The following is a 24,111-nucleotide window of genomic DNA, read 5'->3' on the forward strand; positions in this document are numbered from 1 at the left end:
ACGCCTGACGACCATAGCACGCGTGAACCACCTGATCCCTTGCCGAACTCAGCAGTGAAACCGCTTAGCGCCGATGGTAGTGTGGGGTCTCCCCATGCGAGAGTAGGTCATCGTCAGGCACTTATACCGCAGAAAACCCAGCCACCCGGCTGGGTTTTTTGTGTGCGTGGAAGGAAAGAAAAAAACCATGTCATGGCGAGGAGCGCAGCGACGCGGCCATCTTAACCCGTGGCACCATGCCCCCGGAGATTGCGTCACTACGTTCGGAAGGACAAAGCTGTCGTTATTTGTAATATTAAAGCAGTTGTTTTAAATATATCTATAACAATAAGTTGCGTATTAGATATGGTATTGTTGCCACGCAGCATCTAGTATTATGCTGCAGGTACCCAGAAGTAAATTCTCAGGAGGAGAAGCGGTATGATGACGCAAGTAGCCAAGAAGTTAGCAATTGCCCTATTTATGGCTTTGATGGCGGGCGGACTGATCGCTTGTGACGATCAAGGCCCTGCTGAAGAAGCGGGTGAAAACATTGATGACGCCGCAGAAGATGCCGGTGAGAGCATGGAAGAGCTCGGCGAAGATATGGAAGAGTCGGCCGAGAACTAGGCCGAGCATTTTTTTGGTGAGTTAACCGAAGCAGTCGCTGAAAAGCGGCTGCTTTATTGTTTGTATCGCGTCTATTATGGTTCGTCTAAATAACGATAAAAATGAGGTGGCAACGTGCTACTACAACGCGATAAAAGCTTGCTGTTAATGGTCGATTTCCAGGCGGGGTTACTGCCTGTGATCGATGGTGGTCAAGAAGCCGTTAACGTGGCTGCTTGGCTAGGTGAAATGGCGTGCTTGCTTGAGATACCTGTATGGCTAACCGAGCAGTCTCCAGAAAAACTGGGGGGATCCTCGGCGTCACTGCTCGCCTGCCTAAATGACTATCAGCTCTGGCAGAAACAGCATTTTGGGGCCATGGCGGAAACTGAATTTCGTGAAGCGTTAAACGCATCAGGAAAAGCGCAGATTGTACTGTGTGGAACAGAAGCGCATATCTGCGTGCTGCAAACGGGGTTGGGGTTATTAGACGCAGGCTACGAGCTGTACTGGCTGAGTGATGCCTCTGCCAGTCGACGCCCGCAAGAGGCTGCTTTTGCCCGTGAGCGCGCCTGCGCGAGCGGTGCTGTGGCGGTGACGGCAGATATGGTGGCTTATGAGTGGCTTCACCGCTGCGATACAGCGCTGTTTAAAGAGGCGCACCAGCGCTTTTTAAAGCCGCGCGCGTCACGCCCCGTACGTTTCTATTAGGCCATTCGCTCTAGCGATCGGCTTCTTTGCGAGTAAAAACGAAGGTATCACCCTGGGATGCCGATGCATCGAGGCGATAGCCTGCCACATCGAACGCCTTGAGTTCATCTGGATCGTTCACTTGTTCCTGGATAAGCCAAGCGCTCATCAGTCCACGCGCTTTTTTGGCGTAGAAGCTGATGATTTTAAAGGTGCCGTTTTTCTCATCTTTAAACACTGGCGTAATGATCCGGGCATTGAGCTGCTTGGTATCTACCGCTTTGAAGTACTCATTCGAGGCGAGATTAACCAACACGTTGGAGCCGCTTTCAGCAATGGCTTCATTAAGTGCAGGTGCAAGGATGGGCTTCCAATAGGCATACAGATCCTTACCGGCACTGTTAGGCAGCTTGGTGCCCATTTCAAGACGGTAGGCCTGAATCAAATCCAGCGGCCGTAGCAGGCCATATAGGCCAGAAAGTATGCGCAGATGCGACTGTGCGTAACGGTTCTCCGCTTCGCTGAAGCTTTCCGCTTGCATGCCGGTATAAACGTCGCCCTGAAAAGCCTGCGCAGCAGGTTTGGCATTGCTCAGCGTGAAAGGGGGGCGCCACTCCTCAAAGCGCGCTGCATTCAGCCCCGCCAGTTTATCGCTGATGCCCATAAGTTCACTGATTTGCTGGGGCGAGTAGTCGCGCAAAATAGTGATCAGCGCTTGGCTGTGTTTTAGAAAGTCAGGTTGTGTCACCTGCTCTGTGGTCGGTGGGGTTTCAAAATCCAGCGTTTTAGCGGGAGAGATAACGCTCAGCATCGCATGCTCCTAGGGCCATCATAAGTGAACGTAGTATACCAAGCCTCGGCCAAGGCCGAGGCTATAGCTTCGATAGTTCTGGCAGAGCCGCTTACTGCCTGTAGGCGGAGCTCAGCAGCCGCTTAAGGGCAGGGATTCGGCATGCGGCGGTGAATGTCTTCGATTGCCTCTAGCACGTCGTTGTCCAACTTGAGGCTCTCGCTGGCAAGATTGCTTTCCAACTGCTCCATGGTGGTCGCACCAATAATATTGCTGGTCAAGAAGCTGCGCGAGTTAACAAACGCCAGCGCCATTTGCGCAGGCTCTAGCTCATGCTTTTCAGCAAGCGCAACGTAAGCCTGGGTGGCCGCTTCGGCTTCGGGCGAAGTGTAACGCTTAAAGCGCTCATAAAGCGTCAAGCGACCTTTGGGTGGCTGCGCGCCATTCAAGTATTTACCTGAGAGCACCCCAAACCCTAGCGGTGAATAGGCAAGTAGGCCGACTTCTTCACGGTGGGAAATTTCAGCCAAACCAACTTCAAAAGAGCGGTTGAGAAGGTTATAGGGGTTTTGGATAGACGCCACGCGCGGTAAATCCAGCTTATCGGCAAGCTGCAATGAGCGCATCACTCCCCAGGGCGTTTCATTAGAGAGTCCAATAGCTCGCACCTTGCCTGCATCAACCAGCTCTTTAAGAGCCGAGAGCGTTTCTTCTAGCGGCGTCGCATCTTCGTCTTCGCTATGTACGTAGCCCAGCTTGCCAAAGAAGTTGGTTTGACGGTCGGGCCAGTGCAGTTGGTAAAGGTCAACGTAATCGGTGTTCAAGCGCTCCAAGCTTGTGTCGATGGCCTGATGAATCTGCTCACGGGTTAAGCGCGGGCCACCCCGTATATGGTCAAGCCCTGGGCCTGCGGCCTTGGTGGCTATGATCAGATCGTCCCTGGCGCCACGCTGCTTTAGCCAACTGCCGATATAGCGTTCAGTTAAGCCCTGGGTCTTGGCCATGGGGGGGACGGGGTACATTTCTGCGGTATCAATGAAATTGATGCCAAACGCCACGGCTCGGTCAAGCTGCTCATGGGCTTCGGCTTCGCTATTTTGCTCGCCAAACGTCATCGTGCCTAAGCAGAGTCGACTGACCTCCATGCCGGTTCTGCCAAGTGGGCGCGTTTGCATTTTTATCTCCTTACTAAGGCGGAATTGCCAAAAAATAAGCCACCCTGGCAGGGTGGTAAACGGCGTATGCATGGCATGTTAGCGAGGCTCTTGGAAAGCAGCAAATTAATGGGGTTGAGTCGTCGCAAAGGCAGGCGTATGCTTGCCAGCCCATCGATCGGCTAAAGGCCGGTTTCTCGTGTGGTTGGTAGCTATTTTGGTGGCTGCTGGCCCAAGGTTCCAACAGATAGGCAGGGTGGTTTGCCATGCTGCAGGCATCAACGTTGTTTACTCGGCTAGAGTTTCGCCTAGCTGAACGGCTGTTTCATAATCACTGGCTGTTGCCGCGTTCACCGCGCACCCAGCGTTTAACGATGCGCTTGTTTAAGCGCTGTGCGGAAGCGGGTCATCCTGATGCGCTCTCTGTATACGGCCATATGTTGTTTCATCGCAGTCAGACGCCGCAAGACAAGGCGCGCGGTGCGCGATATGTCTTGGAAGCGGCGCATGCCGGGGATGTAAAGTCACAATATCAGGTGGCACAAATCCACGAGCATGGCTGTGCCCAGTACCCGCGCCGTGAAGATTATGCGGTGACCTGGTATGCCCGCGCTGCCCAGTCTGGGCATTTTTTAGCCGCAGAGCGTCTTGCCCGAGCTTATCGCCTGGGTGAGCTAGGCTTGACGGTAGATGATGAGCGAGCCGCTTATTGGCAACGACGGGCCGAACAGCAGCCGCTAGATGACGTGGCCGTCGCATAAGCGCTTTCACGTTTTGATTGAGTGAGGAAGGTTGTGTCCGAGACGCTACCCACAGTACTAGATATTGAAGCCTCCGGATTTGGGCGTGGCAGTTACCCCATTGAAGTAGGCATCGCACGGGCTGATGGAAGCTGCTGCGCCTTTCTCATTCAACCGCTAGATGAGTGGACGCACTGGGATCCAAAGGCGGAGCTGCTGCACGGTATCTCTCGTGAGCGCCTCATTCAGGAGGGCTATCCGGTGCGTCAGGTTGCCCACTGGTTAAATGATGAGCTGCGCGAGTTAGGCAAGGCCTACAGTGATAGCTGGGGCTACGACAACACTTGGCTTTCCCTGCTCTTTCATCACGCGGGTATGCTGCCGCGTTTTCGCCTTGAGGCGCTAAGAATACTGCTCAGCGAAGAGCAGCAAGCGTTATGGAGCGACACCAAAGAAGCAATGATCGCCGAACGCGGCATTCACCGCCATCGGGCAGGTGAAGATGCACGTTTGCTGCAATTAACTTATCAGCATACCCGCCAGCTCACCGAGCGCATGGGTCGCTAGTAACTTCTCCCTCACTCTTCTCTTTTGTCAGTACTACAGCTGAGCTTCTAGTGCATCAAGCAGTTCATTGGATGTTGATGCGTCGAGCAGCATGTCACGAGTGGCGGATGCCAAAAAGCCATGGCTGACAGTGCTGTCTAAAAAGGTCAGCAGCGGTGAATAGAACTCGTCGATGTTAAGCAACCCCATGGGTTTTTCATGCAGGCCCAGATAGCCCCACGTCCATATTTCAAACAGCTCTTCAAAGGTGCCAATCCCGCCGGGTAAGGCAATAAAAGCGTCGGCATTAGCCGCCATGGTGGCTTTGCGTTCATGCATATTACGCACCCGAATCAGCTCGCTTAACCCAAAGTGTGCCTGTTCTCGCTCCACTAAGTGTTCGGGCATTACACCAATGACGTCGCCGCCTGCCTCCAACACTGAATTCGCCAGTTCTCCCATCAGGCCAATGCGTGCCCCGCCATAAACCAGCGTGTGACCACGCTCGGCAAGCGTGCGCCCTAGTTTATTGGTCGCCTGCCGGAAAGCTGGGCTATTACCCTCACGAGAGCCAAGGTAGACACAAATTCGAGCCATTCGTTTTTTCCTAACGCTAAAAATGAGAAGTGACTAATCCGTTGCTTAGGGCAGGCAGCGGTCGACCTGATGGTGTTGATCCATCCACTGCCCTATAACGTTGTTACCACAAAGGTGATGAGCATATTGAGTGTGCAGACAGCGTACTTGGTGCCAATTGCTAATACCGCCAATGCCGCGTTCGGTCATTACGTCGGTATAGCCCAACTGAGCGACTTCTTGGCGCTGGGCATCGCTCATATAGTCCCAGCGAGCAGCCACATAATCACGGTGACTTTGCAAATAAGCCTCAAGAAAGTCTGGTTCTTCCTGCAGCCGCTGTTCGAGCGCTTTGATAACGCCCACCGCTTCAATGCGAGAAATTTCTACTTTAAGTACATCTGAGCAGAGCCAATACAGCGTAGGAAAAGGTTTGCCATCGACGATAGGAGACATGCGTAGCACCAGCGGCGTCCCTTCGCCGTCAGTAGCTGCCACTGCCTCAATGCCACGCGGTGCGCGGCCAAGCTGTTGAGCAATAATAGCGAGCTGACGTTCGTCAGGCGCCTGATTGGTGCGTATCACCATCGGGTTGGTCTCTCACAAATTTGTTTGAGCGGCCAACGGCACGGAAAAAGCAGCGATTGAGCTGTTCGGGCGACGCAACATAGCACCACGTCCGCTCACAGTATTCAGCGGCTCGTGCCATTAGCACATCATAAAGGCGGTTGAAGGGGGCATCATAATCGTAGGGGTCTGCCCCAAACAAGCGGATATGCGGATAGTCGGCGAAGCGCTCAACAAAGTAGTGCTCAAGATCCGCTTCAACGGCACGGTGCTGCGCAACGTTGTCAGGGTCTATCCAGAGGTTGTAGCGGATGGCCATAAGCGTGGCTCCTATTGCTCCGGCAGCGCGGGGCAGCGTCGGTCAGGCGTGTTCATTCAGGGGCATCTTGCAGGTGGGCCGTTAACGCCTCACGTAGATTCCCCTCGATGGGCTTGGCGCACTTAGCCTGATGGTCGTACTGCACCATGACGGTGTGACCCAGGTTAGTAAGTGTGCCGTGCTGGCGCGCCTCTTGGGTCACCGTAAACGAACTGTTGCCCAAGCGTGTTAAATACGTACGTATTTCGATATCGTGACCGTAAAACAGTTCAGCTCGGTAGTCGACTTCCATACGCGCCATAATTAAGCGCCACTTCTGCGGGTTTAAATCAGGCGTGAAGAGTTTGAATAAGTCGTTACGGGCAAGCTCAAACCACGCGGGTAAGCGAGTATTGTTGATATGCCCTAGGGCGTCGGTGTCGTAAAACGCTGGCTCAATGGTACGCGTAAACATGGCATGTCCTTGTTATTAAAGAAGAGTTGTCAATGACTGGTGATTGATGAACGGGATTAGCAGCAGGTCTTCAGGATTAACTCAAGCAAGTGCTTGGTCAAGTAAAGCGGCGTCGGTACCACGCCATTAGTTGCATCCAGCCCAGTAGCCATAGCGTCGCCGCAGCAAACCCTGCCAAGCTGCCCCACAACAGGCCTAGCGTTGGGTAAGTATAGGAAACACATAGGGTATAGCTCAGCAATGAGCCAAGCCCCATCGGGTAATGTTTAATGACAGTGGCTACAGGGGCCGCGCCGTGATTTAGATGAAGAATCAGCAAAAAAGGCAGCATGGTGACCGGAAAGGCGGCCAGCGTTCCCGCCCAGGCGGGCGGAAGCCAATGCGCTAGGCTCGTAATGGCAAATATGATCGCGGCGGCAAGGCAGGCCCGTGCAGCAAGAGCAGGGAGCGAAAACGATCGACTGGGGGGACTTTTTACATCTGGAATAGCGCGGAACAGGCCACTAAATGCGGCAATAGCCCCTAGTGTTACCAGCGTGCCGCTGAGCCGGGTGAAATCAAACTGGGCGAGTAGCGTGCTGGCGGCCAGCCACGCAATGAAACCGCCTAGCACACCGCTGGCCATGCCTTTAACACCTGGTTGACGTCCTGCTACCCAATAACCGGCGCCTAGCGCCATCGTCGCGGTAAACCCAGCCAGCGTATGTAATGCGCTTTGGGTCGCAAAGGCAGGTGAAATTTCTAAGCCGATAAAAAATAGCGCCAACGCCGTGCCTAATGGGTAACCCGCCAGCAGCCCGGCCATGCGTGGACTGGCGCGCACCGCAATCGCCCCTAGCCCCAGTACCATACTGATTGATAGGCCGAGCTTTGCTAGCTGCCAAGTGAGCGGAATTTCTATCATGCGGCGTGTTCCTTGCTGTTATTGTTTTGGTGCTATTACTGGTCGTTGTTTTATTACGCCATTTTAATGGCCTTCACCGTTTCGGTTTTCTAAGCGTGCGTTCTGAAAATTACACTAAACGCAGCCCTTGCTGGTCGCGCCAAGCGGCCTCTAACGCCTCTTGCAGAGGGGCTTTTAGGTGTGCAGGGAGGGCGTCCTGAGCGGCTTGCAATGAATCAAAAGAGCGATTGCGTAGCCAGCAGTATGCCCATGCGCAGGCTTCGGCATCGCTATCGGGGGTCGGGCGAGCGGGCATTTGATTAAGGAGGAATACCGCGGTGCGTGGCGCCCAAAGCGGCATCTCACCGCGCTCATCCTGGCTCCACTCTTCCAGCGTAGCGCCGCTCGGCGTGGCATCGGGCGTACCTAATTTCGCAACCCGGGCCGTTTCGGCCAGAATAAGCGCAAGCTGGTCAGTACTCGCTTGGCCAAGCGAGCGCCACTGCCGCAGCAGCGCCGGCAGCCCTGCCCGCATCTTGGTATAAAAGTCATCTTGCGGCATGCTTGGCAATACCCTTGTTAAATAAGTGAGATTTTTCATGGTCTACGATTTTGCCACGCCTTTGGAGCGACGCCACCCAGAAGGTGGCTGGGCATCGCAAAAATGGCACCGCTACGGCGACGACGTATTACCCCTTTGGGTCGCCGATATGGATTTTCGCTCCCCGCCAGCAGTCGTTGATGCGCTGCAGTCGCGGGTGGCTCACGGTGTTTATGGCTATGGTGAAGTGCCTGCTACGTTAACAGAAACGCTATGCCAGTGGAGCGCCCAGCATTACGACTGGCCCATTCAGCCCGAGTGGCAGCAGTGGTTGCCAGGGGTAGTGCCTGCCTTGCATTTGGCTGCGCTCGCGTTGACCGTGCCAGGTGATGGTGTATTAACAGTCACACCCATCTATCCGCCGTTTCTAGCAGTGGCAGAGCGCACCGGGCGTCTGCCCCAGCAGGCGATGCTCCAAGCGCCTTCGAATCCCGGTGAGCCTTGGCAGCTCGATATTGCCGCCCTGGAGGAGGCGATTACGCCGCTTACCCGCCTGTTGCTATGGTGTCATCCCCACAACCCGACAGGGCGCGTATGGCATCAGGAAGAGCTTGCTGCGCTGGCTGCGCTGGTAGAACGACATGATCTTTGGGTGGTCTCCGATGAGCTTCACTGCGACCTGCTATTAGATGAAGGCGCGTGCCACCGTCCGCTGGTGGCAGCATTTCCTGAACTGGCCAAGCGCACAATCACCCTGTGGGCGCCCTCTAAAACCTTTAATTTGGCTGGGTTGACTAGTGCCTGCGCGGTGATCCCTGACCCTGCTCTGCGTCAGCGCTTTGCAGCCGCAGCAAAAGGGCTACTGCCCGATAGCAACATACTCGGCTTGGTCGCGGCGGAAGCGGCTTATCGTGACGGTGAATCGTGGCGGCAGGAACTATTAAACGTACTACGTGAGCATCGTGCGACGCTGGAGGAGCGGGTGGCTAGCTGGCAGGGCGTTCATTGGAGTGCGCCGGAATCAACGTATCTAGCCTGGCTGGATATGCGCGAGGCGGGCCTGGGCAATGCGCCCCATAAAAGGCTGCTGAACGAGGCGGGGGTGGCTCTTTCAGACGGGACTGCCTTTGGCTGCCCCGGCTTTGTACGGCTTAACTTCGGCACCACCGCTACCCAACTAGAAACGGCATTGTCACGCATGGATGCTGTGCTAAAAAAGCAGTGAGACCCGTTAGTAGAGCATGGCAAATAGTTTACGGCGGTAGGTAACGGTCAGTGGGTGATCGGCGCCTAATGCATCGAACACCTGCAGCAGCGTTTTACGCGCTGCGTCATCATTGTAGGCACGGTCGTGTTTCATCAGCGCCAGCAGTGCTTCCAGGCCTGCATCGTAATGACCGTCAGCCACTTGGCGCAGGGCGCGCTGGTACTGAGCTTCGCTGTCGGTACGATCGCCCAGGGCTGCGATCTCTTCGGCTGAGAGCGCCTGTTCGCCAAACTCAATGCTGGCGCGCACGCCCCGTGCAGGTGCCGCGTCGCGCTCTTCCGGCGGCAGGTTATCGAGCACTTCACGCGCCTCGCTGCCACGCCCTTCGGCTACCAGTACCCGGGCGAACGCGACTTGATAAGCGTAGTGTTCCGGGTACTGGCTCATCAGGGTTTGATAAATTTCGCGCGCGCCCGCGATATCGCCTGCCTGCAATGCTTCTTCCGCCTGCTCTTCGGGGGTGGGGGGCGCTTCGCCGGGGGCGGGGAAGTAACGATTCAACCACTCGCGGACTTCTTTCTCCGGCAGCGCTCCCTGGAAACCATCCACCAAGCCGCCCTGGCTAATCAGCTTCACATCGGGCACTGAGCGCACGCCCAGTTGGCCGCCGATTTCTGCATTCGCGTCTATATCGAGCTTTCCGAGCAAAAAGGCGCCTGCGTATTCCACTACCAGTTTCTCGAGCACTGCGAGCAGGGTGCGACTGCTATCGGTGGAAGGCGAATAGCAACCCATCAGTACCGGCACCTGCATGGACGCTTCCAGCACCTGCTGAATATTGCCTGCGTTCAATTCAATGATGACATCTTCAGGACGCACCGACGCACGCTCATCGGTAGGCGCGGTAGCATCGGTATTTCCAGTATCCGCGGTGAGCGGCTTACCTGAACGGGGATCAATAATCGACATAGGTAGACTCGTCAGCAAAAAATGAATAATAGTTACCCATGATATGCAGGCATGCCCCGGCGGATTCAAGGAAAAGGCAGGAAAATAAAAAGCCATAGGTGAAAAAATCGTACCTTTCGGTAACAGATTTTTCTGGGCGTTTTTACATAACTAGCGGACACAAAAAAACCAACACCCGGTGGATGCAGTCTCTGAGTGCAACGCTACTTAATGAATGGCTGGTGGGCTTTCTTGGTGTTTCGCCAATATTTCGCCCAGCACTTCAACTGGGCACCTGAAGTCAAAGCGCTTTCGAGGCCGCATATTCAGCTGTAATGCAATGGCATCAAGTTCCTCTTGGGTGTGGTGCGACAGATCCGTCCCTTTCGGTAAATACTGCCGTATCAAGCCATTGATGTTTTCATTGCTACCGCGTTGCCATGGGCTGTGAGGGTCACAAAAGTAGATTGCAACACCCGTTGCTTGGGTAATCTGTGCATGCTTAGCCATTTCTCGGCCTTGGTCATACGTCATGCTCTTGCGTGCGGCTAGTGGCATTCGGTTGAGTGCTGCGCTAAATCCCTCAACAGCTGAGGTCGCTGTGGCGTCATGTAATTTGGCGAGGATGACGTAGCCACTGCTGAGTTCAACTAACGTGCCGACGGCAGAGGCATTGTTCTTACCTTTGATTAAATCGCCCTCCCAGTGGCCTGGCATTTCGCGCTTCTCTATCTCCGGTGGACGAAGGTGAATGCTCACCATGTCGGGTATTTGGCCACGGCGATCGACCTGACCACGGCGAGGCTTACGGGTCGATTTGCCTTGGCGCAGGCAGTGAATCAACTCTTTCTTAAGCTGGCCCACAGGCAAGGCGTAAATGGCGTTGTAGACCGTCTCACGGCAGACGTAAGCATCTTCAAAACTGGGCGTCATCATGCGTTTGAGCTTGCCTGCTATTTGTTCTGGAGACAAGCGGTTGCGAAGCATATGAATGACCAGCTCAAAGCGTTCACTCCCCAACAGCAGCTTACGTTTTGGGCGACAAACCATGCGTCGAGCGCAGCGGTGCGTCTGCGCACTATGAGCACAGTAGGCACCTGACTGAGTTTGGTTGCGCCGTACTTCACGGCTGAGGGTAGACGGAGAACGCCTCAACATGTGAGCAATCTGGCGGAGACTCATGCCTTGCCTGAGGCTTACCTGTATGGTGGCACGTTCTTCGATGCTGAGTTCTGAATAGGACATAAATCCAACACCTTACTAAAATTCTTAGGTGTTGCACTCAGTTTCTGCGGCCAAGCCCGTAAAGGTATTGGTTTCTTCTATATTGGTAGCGGGCTAGACGGTTATGAGACTGATGAAATAGGGACATATTATATGTCCTAAAATTACGTTTAATGATCTAAAATCATCATTAGGAAGCGTTTTTCCTGGGTTGCGTTCGTGGAGGTAGCGTCACTTAATAGCACATGAGGGAGCTTATAGTTGGCACAAAGCTTGGGGAAATTGCCTTGGCAGAAAGTGACCTTCAGGCATCTTGTCGGGCTTTGACAAGACAGTGACGACAGGAGTTATCGATACTCCCACGATCAGTTAGAGGAAGTTGATTAGCTGCATGCGTACTGAGAAAATTCTTGAGACGATTGGGTTGTTGATAGAGGCTTGGTGCGACTCTAAAGCCAGAATCTGGAAAGGTATACATTTTCAAGGCAATGATGTCACCCATTGCCTCGCGTCATTTTCTCTGTTTGAGCCTGTGGCAGTATAACTATCTTGTTAATTCTCACTTGACCTCTGGCTAAAGAGATCTTCGAAGAATGTCTTACCGGCATCTGTGAGTACTAGATTGCCCTTGTCATTGAAAAAGGCAATATCACGGTCCACCAGTGCGACCTTGGCAGCATCTGGTAGTGACTGATCCATTTTGCAGGCCTTGAGGATCAGCACCATTGTAGGGTCGCTGCCGATGCTCTCGAGCGTCTCGCGGGAGATGCCCGCTTCCGGTAGCGTCATGGCCTCGAACATGAAACCTTTCTCCAGCACGCCTCGCCCCAGCACCAGCAACACCCCCTGAATCTGGCGAATCGATACGCTGCTTTCCTGATCCCGGCTGTCGTCATCGCCCTGGGATTCTATGAGAGAGCGCACATAGAAGAAGCCTCGGCGTTGTACCAGTTCCATCCCCATGTTGGAGTAAGCCTCTACGTAGTAGCGATCCCGCTCCTTGTAGAGTTCATTGAACAGAGGGTTGGGCGCCAGCTGGCCGTTCACATACTGGGTTTGGTTGATGACCTGTCCAGAGGTCAACTTGCGAAAGGCTTCCTGGCTCAGGCGACGATCGACGACTGGTCGCCCGGGATGTGTCTCTTGAGTGAAGGGAGTGTCGCTCATGCGGTGATCTCCTTGGCGGGGGCTTCCTGGGGAATGAGGGGGTGATACGACAATGCCAGCTCGCCATGGGCAATTTCGTGATGGAGGAAGCGGGCATGGAACTGGAAGTCTGGGAGTGCCATGACCCAGTCCAGGGCTTCGAGAAGATCGTTGAGGGCGTAGCCCGCCAGGTGGCTGCTGAGGTAGTCGTGCAGGGAGGCGTGAAGGTCCTGGCAGTCGCCCGGTATCGTCCATGCTTCGAGTAGCGCCTGAATCTCGTGCTGGCGCAGTTGTTCTCGCAGCTCTGCCTCTGAGAGTCCCGCTCGTGTAGGGTCTACGGTGACAGTCCCGGCGTGGTCCAGCTGGGCGCGCAGCTCTGCTATTCGCCGATCGGTGAACTCCTCAATGTCAGCCCGGTGGTCGATGTCGTGCCATTCCAGGCGGGTAAAACGCATCCGCTTAATTCCTTCGAAGGTGCCGGGCGACTGGATGGCGGGGTGGCGTACCGGGATGTAGAGGTTGCGTAAGTGGTCGTCGTGGCGCTCCTCCGTGGCGAGACGGATGGCATTGAAGGCGCGCTCGATGGCGTCGTACTGCTGGCGCTGCTGCCGATCTTGGCGGACGTAGCGTTCAAGTGAGAGGCGTAGTGCATCGATGTCTTTGACATAGCTCTGGATGGCATTGGCCGAGAACTGCAGCTCTTCATTCAGCGCCGGTTGGTCGCTTTCGGCGGCCAGTTTGGCGATACGGCGTATGGCCGTAATCGCCGGGATGCCCTGCTTGAAGAGCGTCTTGGGATCGAGAAACTCAAGGGCAGGCAGGATGTAGCGCTGGTAGATGCGGTTAATGTGCTCGAGGGCCCTTCGGGTTTCCGCCGAGCCCTCGAGGCTCCCTACGTCCTGCTGCTCCACCAGATCCGCCAGGTGGTCCCCCTGTGCTTCGAGCGCCGCGACGCTCTCCTGCATCTTGCCGAGAGTATCCTGTATCCGACGCCGGAGCAGGCGCAATTCATCGGTGAAGTTGTCGTTTTCCAGGTCGATCGGCTGCTCCTGGAAGGCCACGAGACTCTGGTTGAGACCGTCGCGTAGGCCCTCAAGCTCGGCTTGGCTCAGCCCTCGCATTCGCCCGACATCGAAGTGACGCAGCATGTCTACGACGAAGGGCGCGAGCACCAGCGTGCCGCGGGCAGGGTCTATGCGAATGATAAGCCGTTCACGTAACAGGTTTTCTTCAGCGAGGGTGTAGCGAATTCGCTCGCACTCTCGGTGGTTACCTTGGGCGGCCTCCGCCTTAATGGCCTGGCGCACGATGGAGCGGTAGAGTCGGGAGGGAATCTCCACGTCCCCGTCGTGCTCCTCAATGTAGGCCACCAGTTCGGTGAAGAGTTGTCGATGCTCGATGATCTGCTTGAGTACGAAGGGCGACTTGATGTTCACAGATGGTCCTCCTCTTCAGGGAGGGGCGCTCCTTCGCTATCGGTGTCTGCCGCGCGCACGGTGAGCATCCCTTTCCGGGTGAGAGACTCGCAGAGGCCGTGGTGAACGACAGTGCGATTCTCGGCATAGGCTCGGCTGGCATGGAACAGACCCAGGTGGACGTAGTTGCTAAGTACCTGAGTGATTTTTGAGTCTCGGTTGGGGTTGGCCACGAATAGGCAATAGCCGTGCTGCTCGGCCATCTGGCGGGCGGTGCGCATGTTGCGGGTAGCCAAGGAGCCGAATTCGTCCATGACCAGCGGCATGGTCACCTGGGCATCCCCGTCCATCAGGCGCGACATCAACACCGAGAGCAGGTTAGTGGTGATCATCATGGTGGTGCCGTTGGACTGGGCATTCGTCGTCCAGCCTTCTTTGCCCCGCTTGCGGTACTTGTAGTGCACGCTGGCGAGTATCTTGTCTAGGCTGAGCAGGATGCCGGTACGTCGGGCATCGGCGTTGAAAAAGTCGGCCTGAAACGCTTTGAGCTGCTCGTAGACCTTGCTGTCCTGCAGTTCGTCGCTGAGGAGGTCGGCTTTCTCGAGGTCAGCCAGTAGCTGCTCGAAGCGCGGGTGAAGCCGGTAGTCCACTCGCACTTCCTCAAGGTCGGAGATCGAGAACTGTCCCATCTCCGCGTTGATACGGCTCATGAAGGCAGAGACCTGCTCCTTGGCAGTGCGCAGAATCTCAACCTGGGAGTGTGTCGTCTTGTTATGGCGATCAACCTGATGGCGGTAGTTGGCCTCCTGGGTGTCGAGGTTGTCGAACACCGCCTTCAGCTGGTCGTGGAAGTCTGCCACCTGATCGCCGGTGAAGGATGACAGGTGAGCCTGGCTGTTGGCGTTGGACAAGATGCTCCTAGCGAGAAGCTGGCGGAGTAGTTCGTGCACCTTGTTGCGCAGTGTACTCAGCCCATCGACATCTTGCTCGAGCGCCTCGATGTTGGCCTCGCTGACCTCGCAGGGGGTTGGCGTCAGCACCTTGTGGCGTCCTTCGAGAATGTTATTAGCATCCTTGCCGATGCGATCGAGGCGCTGCTGGATCGAACGAATCTGCTGCGCCTGCTCTTGAAGAATCTTTTGAGCCTGCCGAGCCGTCTTGCGCTGGACATCGACTTCGTTCCAGTCGGTTTCTGCCTTCTCTTGCTGGCGCTGTTGCTCTTCCAGCTTGGCCTCGAGTTCCCGTAGGTCACCCTCTAGGGTCTTCAGTTTCTGGTTGTTGGCGTCCAGGGCGTTAAGGGCGTTCTTGTCATCCTGAGCCTTGATCAGCTCCTGCTCAGCCTGCTTGCGCCGTCTGGTGATCTCCTCGGGGCCCAGGGTCGCCTCTTCCCTTAGCTTATCGCGACGGCTTTGATCGTGAGCGATCGACTCGTTAAGCATATCCAGATTGTTCTGCATTGTCTGGTGGGTCTGCTCGGCGTCATATCGTTGGTGGAGAATGTCGCCGAGAGCGATGCGTTCTGGAGGATGACCCAGCATTAGGTGGCCATCTTCGGAGTGGAACTGCTGACTGAACTGGACGAATGCCTGCTTTTGCTCTGGGGTCAGTGTCCCATGGGTAGTTCCTAGTGAGCGGTTCAAGGAGAAGAGAATATTGGCGTCACGCACGCTGAGATCATCCAGTAGGGTGGGGGCGCGATTGGATAGTTGTTCTTCCAGGTGCTTAGCCTGGCGCGTGTTCTTCTCGAGGCGTTGACAAATCAGGGAGTATTCTTGCTGGGCCACGGCCTTATTGTTGTAACCCTCTATGTCTTTGACCTGCTCGGCGATATGCTCCTCTAGGTTTTCTATGATCTCCTGGCGAGGCGTGCCAGTGGGAAACTCATTCAGAGTGGCGTTGGCGTCGTTGATATCCTTGCGCAGGTTGTCTGCCTGCTTGCCAGTGGCCTTGATCTCCGCGGAAGTGTTGGTGACCGCTTTGCTACTTTCGCGCTTGATGCGCTCGAGGTTCTCTGCCCTATTTTCGGCGTTAGTGAATGTGTTGGAGGCGTGTACCAGCGCCTCCGTCAGCCGTTCCTCCTCGACGGCAACGCTGTCATGCAAGTCGGCATAGGCCTTTGCGGTTTGGCAGCGTAGCTGCTGCTCGTGAAGGAACTGCTCGTGGAAAGTCATCCAGTTATCGGAGGCGTTACGAATGCGCGTGATGCGATCGCCTTCGTCGCGCAGCTGATTGGCTTCCTCCACGATGGCGTTGAGGTCGAGGTTCAGCTCTTCCTGCTTTCTGCTTTTCTGTCCCTCAATGATGGTGGCCAGGGTGTCTGGCAGGGTACGGTCGTTCGATGCCGAAATGTCGAAGGCAAGGTGTACCAGCTTGCGCCAAGCGTCCATTTCTCTCTTGCCGGCACCGTTGCGCAGGGGGAGCAGGCTAAAGCGGCCAGCTTTCTTGTTATAGGGCTGGTTGGTGAACAGGCGCTCCTGAATGGTCTTCCAGTCACTCAGCGGTTCACCACCCATCTCCCGCAATGCCGTTTTCACTCCCTGGAGGGTCATGCTTTCGACTGGGGCTCCGATCCCGCCGTCAGCGCCAGATTTGACGTCCCAGAACAGCGGTTCGAGCTCTGCGTAAGGGCAGGGCACCACCATGCGGGCGTACTCCATCTTTTCGGTGGCACCGCCACGATGCAGGACAATGCAGAAGTCGTCGTGAGAGTTCTCGGCTTCGAGGATGATAAAGGCCCTGTCCTCGGGAAAGTAGTAGCGAAAGCTCGCCATCCCGTCGTAGAGCTTGCCGTTGGTGCCCCGGAAGTTGAACTTGTTGCCGCAGTTTCGGAAGTTGACCTCGGGAAGCAGAAACAGTTTGAGGGCATTGAGCATGGAGGTCTTGCCCAGGTTGTTCTCGCCGAACAAGGCCGTGTGCTGGTCGATGCGAATCTGGGTGTACGCGTAGGCGGCGCTGTTTACGAAGATTAGCTGTTTGAAACGAAAGGTATCAAAGCCCAGATTCATTGGGGAGCTCCGAGGTAGGGGGTGACGAGATTAGGTAGGTTTCCTGTTCGAGGTGCTTGCCGGTCTTGAAAATCAGTCCGCCGACATGGGCACAGGGCGGTGAGCGGCGTATATGCATGGCCAGCTGCTCGCGCTGGTCCTTGTCTATGGTGCGAAGGGAGGCTTCGAGCCGTGCCGGCAGATCAGCTGGCGCGAGGAAGTACAGCGGCGGAAGGTTGCCTCGCTGGAAGAGGGTGTCGCACATGCGAACGCCGCCGATGTCAGGATCGAACAGGCACCCAATCTCCCGGTACTGCTGAAATGCTGGAGTCAGCAGGTGGTTGGTGATGCTGTTGCCGCTACCGTAAATGATGTCAGCGTCCTGCCACTCGGGGCTGAGCCCGCACTCGGGGAGTAGCTCCAGCGTGCCGGTGAGGTTCAGAAAATTTTCGAGGTTCTCCACGATCACTGCGCGCTCAGCGGGCGGGCCGACCGTGCCGGCATTGATGGTACCTTTGGCGTCGATCAGCACTACCTGCGGGTGGGCCTGGCGCTGACTGCGCACCGTGAGCATGACCCCGCTAACCCGTGCGTTGTGGCTGTTGCCCAGTGCGGCCTGATCGATTCGGGGGGAGGCGTGCTCTGTCGAAACTGCGGCTTGCCATTCAGTAATCACAGCGGGGTCGATGCCGGTGAAAACGACGAGGTCACGTTTCACATGCTGACGCTCGGCGCGGTCAAGCAAGGCAGTGATTGCCAGACCAAATTGTTGAGCTGCTTGCCTTAGCCGTTGCTCAGGGACAGGCTGACCTTGCGTCAGCTTGTTCAGGTAGCCGAGAAATTGTGCCCGACTGACACGGCGATGTGGAGCCATAGCGTCTCCCCTTTCGTAGATATAATTGTTTTATTTCAATGTTTTATGTTGCCATGCCTTTCGCCTGGATGCCTCGTTTATAAATTTTAAGTTAGGTTTGGTGCCTGTCGCTACATGTTAGGTTTCTTTTTCTTATATAGTAAAAGGCTATGTAATAAAGAATAAGTCAACATGCCCGTGCAAGCCGAAGCGGTACCAAAAGATGCTAAAAGCATTGAAGATCAGATAAACCGATTTGGCAGCCATTATGCTGTTCTATGCCATTGGGCCGCCCAGCAGGATCTCAGTGGCGCACTGGAGCTTGCTTTCTGGACGTTGGGACTGGATCAGCACATCGTCGCGATTGGCAACCTGGTTAATGAATTTCACCATCCTGAATCAAAAGACATTCTGGCTCGATGGCGGCAAAATCCCACCCTTGCCTCGCTAGATGATCTGGCGAAAGCCATTCGTCAAGATCCCTTGATCAACCCTCAGTATTCTGCATTTCTTCATGCAGGAGACGCTACAAAAACGAAACAAACATATAAAGGCAGCCTTAAAGAGCAAACGTTTCTTATAACGTTAATTACTTACCCGCTGCCTGGGGCGGAGCAATCATCTGAATACGTGTTAAGGCGTGCGCTACGCTTGTGGTTGATCGCGCAGGCGGCGAATCGGGTAGTGACAGAGCATTGCTTAGCGGATCGAAATATCAGTACCGCAGCGCGCTTTTTGATTGCAGACCGCTATAAAGCGCAGTGGCAACTCGTTGATGATGTTTTGCGCCGTGCCCGACGTTACCTGACACCTGATACTTGGACATTTGAACGTTTTACTGACGCGTTGTCTTTGGCAGCTGAGCAGTACAAGCAAAGCCATACATTTGGTAAAAGTGGCACCGCATTCATCAATGCCATTATCGAGATTGCCAGTGGTGATACAAAAGCTTTCACCACTCAGCGCGATTTCCCTCCGCAGCCTTTTGTGCATGCTGAGTTATCTGCACCCATTTCTGAGCCGACACCGTTAATAAGCCTTGATGAGTCATCTGAACAGTTCATAGAAGTATGTCCTAACCCGGCGGGGTTGTTAGATGAAGAGGCTGATGAGGCGATTTACTTACTGCCGGTTGATGCAACAGATACCCAGGCTCAACAAGAACTGACAGGGCGTAGCTTTTATCAACAACAAGCGGAAACGTCCCATTACCTACCGTGGAGCTATTCCAAGCTTTTGCCACCTGAGCGTTTACTGATTGAGCAGTGGATTGCCCAGCAGCTCAAGCATGCTGATCAACGAGAGCGATTGGGCGGAGCGTTAGTGTGGCTCGCGATACGTTTTTCGCGGCCTCTTAGCCAAGTGCTTGCAATGGGCATTGGAGACGAGGCCCAAGGGGAGTGGTCTTTATCATCAAACCTCAAGCAAATGCACCGCCTGCCACCGCGTCGACGTAATGCCTGGAAACCCGATATCGCCGCGCAACCTTACGTGGCAGCTGTTCACGAAAAGCAGCGTATTGGACTAATCCCTGAAGTAAGAGAGGCGCTTTTAATCAGTAGTCAAAGCGTCATCGCTGGCAGAGCTTTGGCAAAGCGCATCACCAGCCCAGAAAATTGAGGTGTGGTTTAATGAATGCATGAGCATAGCGTGCCCACGCGTTACCAGCGGTAAGCTGACTGAGGTATGGGGCCAAACTGTTTTTGATGCCTCAGGCAATCACCATTTCGCGAGGATGCTAACCGCTCACCCCAATAGCGCGTTACCTGGTGCATGTAGCTATGCCAGCTGGGATATCGAGGCGATTGAGCAAGGGCTTGCATTACCTTATCAATTCCAGGGTGCCGAAACGTTACAATCGACGAATCAAGGCAGCTTGTTGGTACCGCTTGAAGCCCAGCTCAATAGGGCGATTAACGAAGCGACTCAGCAGCTCAAAGAAACGTTAGAAGGCAATGATCTGGTGCGTCTACATAATCAGTGGACCAGCTACTGTGTCATGGCCCTCTATGCGGCAACGGGGAGCCGGTACCTTAAAGACCCTTTTGAAAGCCCACGGTTTTTTAATCACGACCTCCCAGCTGTGTTTATTAATGATAAAGCGGAAGGCAGCGGTGTGCGGAATGGTCGTATGGTGCCATTGGCCGATAAGGCGATTAAGTTTGTCGAGGCTTACCTTTCGTACCTCCAACGTCTCGCCGAGCATTTGTTGAGCACCCACCCTGCAATATCCTCACGAATTAACACGCTATTAGAATTGCCTGCGAAGGCTGAACAGCCCCTGTTCTTTTTACTTGATGAGTCGCTCAATTGGCACTCTATGTCAGCGACTGATCTACCAGGTGCCACCTTATTCGACTGGCCACTACCCCCCAATCTTTTCCGTCACCGACTAGCACAGCAATTACCCTTATTAGGCGTCGATAACGAAGTTGTGGATGGTTGGCTGGGGCATGCGGAAAAAAGTGTCGCCACCTATGGCGACACCTCGGCCCGCTGCTGGATGGACGATTGGACAGCATATCGCAAAGAGGTCAACGAACTCTTTGAGCGACTATCGTTTGATTTGCTAGCACCACCTGCCTCATTGCCAGTAGCTGCCGTGAGCAGCTTGCGTGATTCCGCGACATCTTCCCGGGCATTTGGGCAGCGGCTACGCGAAAAAAATCGTCGCTTGGCAACACGAAACGCTATCAGAGCAGCGCTTAACGATATTGAGTTGTTTCTAAAAGGGCGTGATACGGCCACGCTGTCCGCTGATGAGATCAATCAACTGGGGCGGCAAATGTTGCTTCAGCAGGGAAAAACGCCTTACCCCTCTGCAGCCTTACGGTTTAGTGTGCTGACACGCTTGCTAGAGCGGCATGAGTCACCGCATCGCCAAGCGTTTCAGCGCCGTTACATTCCGATGTTGCCGGAAAAAACGCTGATTCATGAGCACGCACCCGCTTACGCTGCATTAATGACTCAATTGACGCATTGGGCATCGACTATGCGTCCATACGCCACCCGAACCCACTGTTCTAAACGCCAGGCATTAGCGCTCGGTGCGTTACTTTTGTGTATTGAAAAACGTATTTGTTATATGCGCCTGCTGAAGGATGTGTGCCAAGGGGACAACTTTCGGCTGTTATATCACCGTAAAACCTATTACTTGGAGTATAGCGAACAGTTAGATAGCACCAGCTGGCAAGCCCCCGTACAGCGGCACACAGTGTCATATCATGTGGCATCACTACTAACTTACGGCCAACGCCTAACATCTACCAAAGCGCTCGACGATCCTTGGACGATCCCAAAACAAGCGCCGCCTTTGCCTGAGGCGTTGATCCAGTGCTGTGAGAGTCAAGAGTGTATAACGATCCAGCAGATACTTGGGCAGGCGGCCGCTATTGTCGATCAAGCCAATCTTCTGAGATTACCGGGCGTATTGGCTGGCGCGTTAGCAGGGCGGACAGTGGCCACCAGCCTCCCTATGCAAGCGCACATTCGTATGGTGCACGGCAAATCGCTGATGTTCCCACCTTCAGCAGTCAACACTGACGATTTGGAGCTCTCGACAGCGTTGCCAGCGCTATTACGAGCTAATGGCGATAAACATGAGCTGCAGCAACAGGCGGTACTTCTTTTTAAAGAGGTGAAGCAAATCTTGGATGGCTACACCAAGGCGCAGGCTAAAATAACGGCAAAAACACTGGAGCAACTAGTAACCCAGCGAAACGGTAAAGTAAGTAGTGCCATCATGCTGTTGGTCATCTGGATCGCGACGGTTATCCGGAGTGGTAAGGGGCGAGCGGGCAGGCGCTTTAAGCCGTTCGAAAGCAGTAGTATTCATCGTTACTGGGGCGCGTTGCGTAAGCTTTTTGAGGAGCTTGCGTACGGTGTCGACCTGATGGCGATCGGTAGTGAAGAAATCACCGCCTTTTATGCAGGTCTGATTGATTATCAAGAAACCCAGTTGAGCGATATGAGCTATTTTAGCCATCGTCTACGCTCTTTTCACCGCGTAGCCGCCTCTCTCGGCGTTGAAGAACCGGATTGGGATGAGCTACCCGTTGTAGAGCAAGGAAGACACGTGCGTGCTGAAATGCTCTCAGAACGAGAATACCTTGAGACACTGAAGCGGATAGAAGCATCGCAACGAGACCCCGATATTGCGTGTTTACTTCAGTTTGTATTGCTATGCGCGTATCGCTTTGGTTTGCGGCTGGATGAAGCGAGAGGGTTGCTCAGGCGAGATTGGTGTGAATCTCATGGCTACTGCTGGGTTTTGATTAGGAACAATCGTTATCGAACATTAAAAAGTGAGGCCTCTCGACGTGCTGTGCCGCTTTTGTTTTCTCTCGAGGCGACAGAGCAACGTATGCTTAACGCTGTGCTTAATCGTCATGATGCGCTACTGGGGGGCGAGGCGTCCCTACCGCTGCTAGGTGAGATACGCGATGGGAAAGTCGAAGTAGCGCTTAGTGCATCAGCAATCAGCGCTGCTGAGATAGATGCGTTACGTCACGTGAGTGGCAGCCCAACACTATCACTACATCACGCCCGTCATGCGTTTTACAATATAACGGCAGCCTCTCTGCTACAGCTAAAAACGCCTGTCGCCACCAAAATAACCCAGCATATAGATAGCGCTGACATTCGTCAGATGGTGATGGGGCAGCAACATTACTGTTCGCGTCGCGTGATGATGGGGCTGGCGCGCTTAATGGGGCACCGCCAGCCATCGACTGGGCTGCTTAACTATAATCATTTAATTCTAGAATGGGCGGATGCGCTGACACCTGTTAAAGGGACAAATGGCAGCATTCTCAAAGAAGCAATCAAGCCGCAGGATTTTAAACGTTACACGCCGGCTGCTGTGCTACCTCAAGGACTTACTTTATTTAACGAGCCAACACCGCATTTATTGATGAAAGCGTTGCGATTAGGCGCGCTACGGCAGAATGTGCGACGATCGAGTGAGGCGTTGGGATTGTCCCCGGTACATGCTGCTATCCTTGAAGGTGTTATTCAGGAAGCTGAAAGCAATATGCGCTTCAAAATTCGGGGAAAAGACCAATGGATAACATCGCAAGAATACCCCTTAGGACTGCTGCGCAGTATCAGCGACGCTGCATGGGATCGCCTGCTCGAGCAGGCTAAAAAAATTGATGGCGAAACCTTAACGATTAATGGGGCACTAGAGCTCAGTGAGTTAGCTTGTCAGGTTGGACGGCACCGGCATCTACTGATGAGTGAAACGAGGCACGTGGCAGTTATCGCTCTTACTGTCAAAGCATTTAAAGTGTCTTCATCCAACTACGTCATTGTTGGAAAAAACTGCAGCGATGACGTAAAGCGAATGCTGCACTCGTATGGGTTGAAAGAGATAAGTGATACGGGTGTTCAGCTAGATATGTTTGAAGTTGTAAAGGGCGGTAGAGAGATGAAGTATCAGCAGTATGCCGGGCTACTACTAGGTAAAAATGAACGCGATATTGTTAGAAATCGGTATGAGTTGGCAGTCGCTTACATAGTGACTGCCACTTATTTGTATATGAATAAAAGGTAGTTTGGCGTTAGCTAGATTGCAGCTGAAAGGTTTCGTACGGATTGTCATCGCTCGCAATAGAAAGAGTAGACAACACATATGTCTTTTGTTTGTTGGGGCCTTTGGGGTTTTCAAAACGATCGCCGGTATAGTATAGAATGTCGTTATTAACTTTTGCACAGGCTAATGTCATTATATGATCAGCATGGTTGCAGATTAGCGTGAAAGGTTTGCTTGATATTTTATTAGTTGAATCGATGCTGTAAAGAGAAATTGTGTTGTCGTATTCATCATATCCTGCTGGTACAGCATACCCTTCCATTGGCGTCGGTTTATGTGTTGAAAACGTTGGTGCACAATACTGACCGCTAACTAGGAGTTCCACTTTTGGTTGTGTTTTGTTATCTATTTCAGGTGATACGGTAAACGGATGCTTAATAGATCGTGCATTTTTTTTGTTAATGAATTTTTCAGAGTGTTCTGTAATAAATGCTTTGTCGTCTGATGATTTTTGATCGGTATAGGTGACGCTTAAAATATCTTTTTGCGTGATAACGGAGTACGTTATTTTGTAAGCTAAGAGGGCAAGCTTATGTGTGAGCGCTTCTTGATGGGGTTGGTTTTCTAAAAACAGCATGCCAATATATTTGTTTTTATGCTCGCCTTCTGTTTCTATGAAAAATTTATTTTCAATGCGGTCTTCGATGTCAGGTGATAGATCTTCGATGTATTTGGTTAAAATACTTTGTAAGTGGTAAGTGAAATCTTTTATTTCAGTATTTGCTAGATTTTCTGGGGTGCATTCGATGCCGTTGATATATTGAAGTTTTATAGCGTCTTCTAAAGAAACTACTTTATGATGAGGTTTTCAGGATACTGAAAATGCGTTTTCTTTTGTTCTTTGGGCATGTTGTTCCTCAATACTTTAGGATCGAAAGGTTTAGGCTCTATGC

At 53.6% G+C, this 24,111-nt stretch carries 22 protein-coding genes and 1 rRNA gene; 8 read left to right on the top strand and 15 right to left on the bottom strand.

Annotated features, from left to right (window positions below; genetic code table 11):
* Positions 1 to 3: 3 nt before the first annotated feature.
* The 3 genes from rrf (at position 4) to Q3Y66_RS01680 (ending at position 1,299) form a co-directional block, all read left to right on the top strand.
* Positions 4 to 119 (top strand): 5S ribosomal RNA (gene rrf, locus Q3Y66_RS01670).
* Positions 120 to 420: 301 nt separating this feature from the next.
* Positions 421 to 609: a hypothetical protein gene (locus Q3Y66_RS01675; protein ID WP_008956376.1), complete on the top strand. Its 189-nt coding sequence runs from the start codon at positions 421 to 423 to the stop codon at positions 607 to 609.
* A gap of 114 nt (positions 610 to 723) precedes the next feature.
* Positions 724 to 1,299 (top strand): isochorismatase family protein, encoded by a 576-nt coding sequence (locus Q3Y66_RS01680; RefSeq protein ID WP_008956375.1) that lies wholly within the window; start codon positions 724 to 726, stop codon positions 1,297 to 1,299.
* Positions 1,300 to 1,309: 10 nt separating this feature from the next.
* Here the strand turns inward: Q3Y66_RS01680 and yaaA are convergent, their stop codons facing one another.
* Positions 1,310 to 2,089, bottom strand: a complete 780-nt coding sequence (yaaA, locus tag Q3Y66_RS01685; protein WP_008956374.1) for a peroxide stress protein YaaA — start codon at positions 2,087 to 2,089, stop codon at positions 1,310 to 1,312.
* A 122-nt stretch (positions 2,090 to 2,211) separates the two neighbouring features.
* Complete coding sequence (locus tag Q3Y66_RS01690) at positions 2,212 to 3,243, bottom strand: NADP(H)-dependent aldo-keto reductase (RefSeq protein ID WP_008956373.1); 1,032 nt, start codon at positions 3,241 to 3,243, stop codon at positions 2,212 to 2,214.
* Between the two features lie 245 nt (positions 3,244 to 3,488).
* Here Q3Y66_RS01690 and Q3Y66_RS01695 point away from each other — a divergent pair, with 245 nt between their 5' ends.
* Positions 3,489 to 3,983 carry a tetratricopeptide repeat protein gene (locus Q3Y66_RS01695; RefSeq protein WP_008956372.1) on the top strand — a complete coding sequence of 165 codons (495 nt, stop codon included), beginning with the start codon at positions 3,489 to 3,491 and terminating at the stop codon, positions 3,981 to 3,983.
* Between the two features lie 33 nt (positions 3,984 to 4,016).
* A complete protein-coding gene (locus tag Q3Y66_RS01700) occupies positions 4,017 to 4,529 on the top strand; it encodes a hypothetical protein (RefSeq protein WP_008956371.1) in 513 nt (170 codons plus the stop codon).
* A 33-nt stretch (positions 4,530 to 4,562) separates the two neighbouring features.
* Here the strand turns inward: Q3Y66_RS01700 and Q3Y66_RS01705 are convergent, their stop codons facing one another.
* From Q3Y66_RS01705 to Q3Y66_RS01730, 6 genes are all read right to left on the bottom strand, one after another.
* Entirely contained in the window at positions 4,563 to 5,105 is a 543-nt protein-coding gene (locus Q3Y66_RS01705; RefSeq protein ID WP_008956370.1) for a TIGR00730 family Rossman fold protein, read from the bottom strand.
* A 45-nt stretch (positions 5,106 to 5,150) separates the two neighbouring features.
* Entirely contained in the window at positions 5,151 to 5,672 is a 522-nt protein-coding gene (locus Q3Y66_RS01710) for a DUF501 domain-containing protein (protein WP_035586146.1), read from the bottom strand.
* Complete coding sequence (locus tag Q3Y66_RS01715; RefSeq protein WP_008956368.1) at positions 5,644 to 5,970, bottom strand: hypothetical protein; 327 nt, start codon at positions 5,968 to 5,970, stop codon at positions 5,644 to 5,646. Before Q3Y66_RS01715 ends, Q3Y66_RS01710 begins: the two co-directional genes overlap by 29 nt.
* Positions 5,971 to 6,022: 52 nt before the next feature.
* Positions 6,023 to 6,424, bottom strand: a complete 402-nt coding sequence (locus tag Q3Y66_RS01720; protein WP_008956367.1) for a thioesterase family protein — start codon at positions 6,422 to 6,424, stop codon at positions 6,023 to 6,025.
* A 97-nt stretch (positions 6,425 to 6,521) separates the two neighbouring features.
* Positions 6,522 to 7,328: a hypothetical protein gene (locus Q3Y66_RS01725; protein WP_008956366.1), complete on the bottom strand. Its 807-nt coding sequence runs from the start codon at positions 7,326 to 7,328 to the stop codon at positions 6,522 to 6,524.
* A 109-nt stretch (positions 7,329 to 7,437) separates the two neighbouring features.
* Positions 7,438 to 7,869: a hypothetical protein gene (locus Q3Y66_RS01730; RefSeq protein WP_008956365.1), complete on the bottom strand. Its 432-nt coding sequence runs from the start codon at positions 7,867 to 7,869 to the stop codon at positions 7,438 to 7,440.
* Positions 7,870 to 7,906: 37 nt separating this feature from the next.
* Here Q3Y66_RS01730 and Q3Y66_RS01735 point away from each other — a divergent pair, with 37 nt between their 5' ends.
* Positions 7,907 to 9,073, top strand: a complete 1,167-nt coding sequence (locus Q3Y66_RS01735) for a MalY/PatB family protein (RefSeq protein ID WP_008956364.1) — start codon at positions 7,907 to 7,909, stop codon at positions 9,071 to 9,073.
* A gap of 6 nt (positions 9,074 to 9,079) precedes the next feature.
* Here Q3Y66_RS01735 and Q3Y66_RS01740 read toward each other — a convergent pair whose 3' ends face one another.
* From Q3Y66_RS01740 to Q3Y66_RS01765, 6 genes are all read right to left on the bottom strand, one after another.
* Positions 9,080 to 10,024 carry a tetratricopeptide repeat protein gene (locus Q3Y66_RS01740; RefSeq protein WP_008956363.1) on the bottom strand — a complete coding sequence of 315 codons (945 nt, stop codon included), beginning with the start codon at positions 10,022 to 10,024 and terminating at the stop codon, positions 9,080 to 9,082.
* 207 nt (positions 10,025 to 10,231) lie between these two features.
* Entirely contained in the window at positions 10,232 to 11,248 is a 1,017-nt protein-coding gene (locus Q3Y66_RS01745) for an IS30 family transposase (RefSeq protein ID WP_008958868.1), read from the bottom strand.
* A gap of 531 nt (positions 11,249 to 11,779) precedes the next feature.
* A complete protein-coding gene (locus Q3Y66_RS01750; RefSeq protein ID WP_008958876.1) occupies positions 11,780 to 12,394 on the bottom strand; it encodes a hypothetical protein in 615 nt (204 codons plus the stop codon).
* Entirely contained in the window at positions 12,391 to 13,809 is a 1,419-nt protein-coding gene (locus tag Q3Y66_RS01755; RefSeq protein ID WP_008958877.1) for a hypothetical protein, read from the bottom strand. Before Q3Y66_RS01755 ends, Q3Y66_RS01750 begins: the two co-directional genes overlap by 4 nt.
* A complete protein-coding gene (locus Q3Y66_RS01760) occupies positions 13,806 to 16,793 on the bottom strand; it encodes a hypothetical protein (RefSeq protein ID WP_008958878.1) in 2,988 nt (995 codons plus the stop codon). Before Q3Y66_RS01760 ends, Q3Y66_RS01755 begins: the two co-directional genes overlap by 4 nt.
* Positions 16,777 to 17,646 (bottom strand): hypothetical protein, encoded by an 870-nt coding sequence (locus tag Q3Y66_RS01765; RefSeq protein ID WP_008958879.1) that lies wholly within the window; start codon positions 17,644 to 17,646, stop codon positions 16,777 to 16,779. The genes Q3Y66_RS01760 and Q3Y66_RS01765 overlap by 17 nt, the downstream gene beginning before the upstream one ends.
* 171 nt (positions 17,647 to 17,817) lie before the next feature.
* Here Q3Y66_RS01765 and Q3Y66_RS01770 point away from each other — a divergent pair, with 171 nt between their 5' ends.
* Positions 17,818 to 19,245, top strand: coding sequence for a hypothetical protein (locus Q3Y66_RS01770; protein ID WP_008958880.1), 1,428 nt, complete (start codon positions 17,818 to 17,820; stop codon positions 19,243 to 19,245).
* 19 nt (positions 19,246 to 19,264) lie between these two features.
* Positions 19,265 to 23,179, top strand: coding sequence for a phage integrase (locus Q3Y66_RS01775; RefSeq protein ID WP_008958881.1), 3,915 nt, complete (start codon positions 19,265 to 19,267; stop codon positions 23,177 to 23,179).
* A gap of 7 nt (positions 23,180 to 23,186) precedes the next feature.
* On the opposite strand, the gene Q3Y66_RS01780 is transcribed toward Q3Y66_RS01775, so the two are convergent.
* Positions 23,187 to 23,795, bottom strand: a complete 609-nt coding sequence (locus Q3Y66_RS01780) for a hypothetical protein (RefSeq protein WP_008958882.1) — start codon at positions 23,793 to 23,795, stop codon at positions 23,187 to 23,189.
* Positions 23,796 to 24,111 lie beyond the last annotated feature (316 nt).

This window comes from Halomonas sp. HAL1 (assembly GCF_030544485.1).
Taxonomy (GTDB): Bacteria; Pseudomonadota; Gammaproteobacteria; order Pseudomonadales; family Halomonadaceae; genus Vreelandella; species Vreelandella arctica.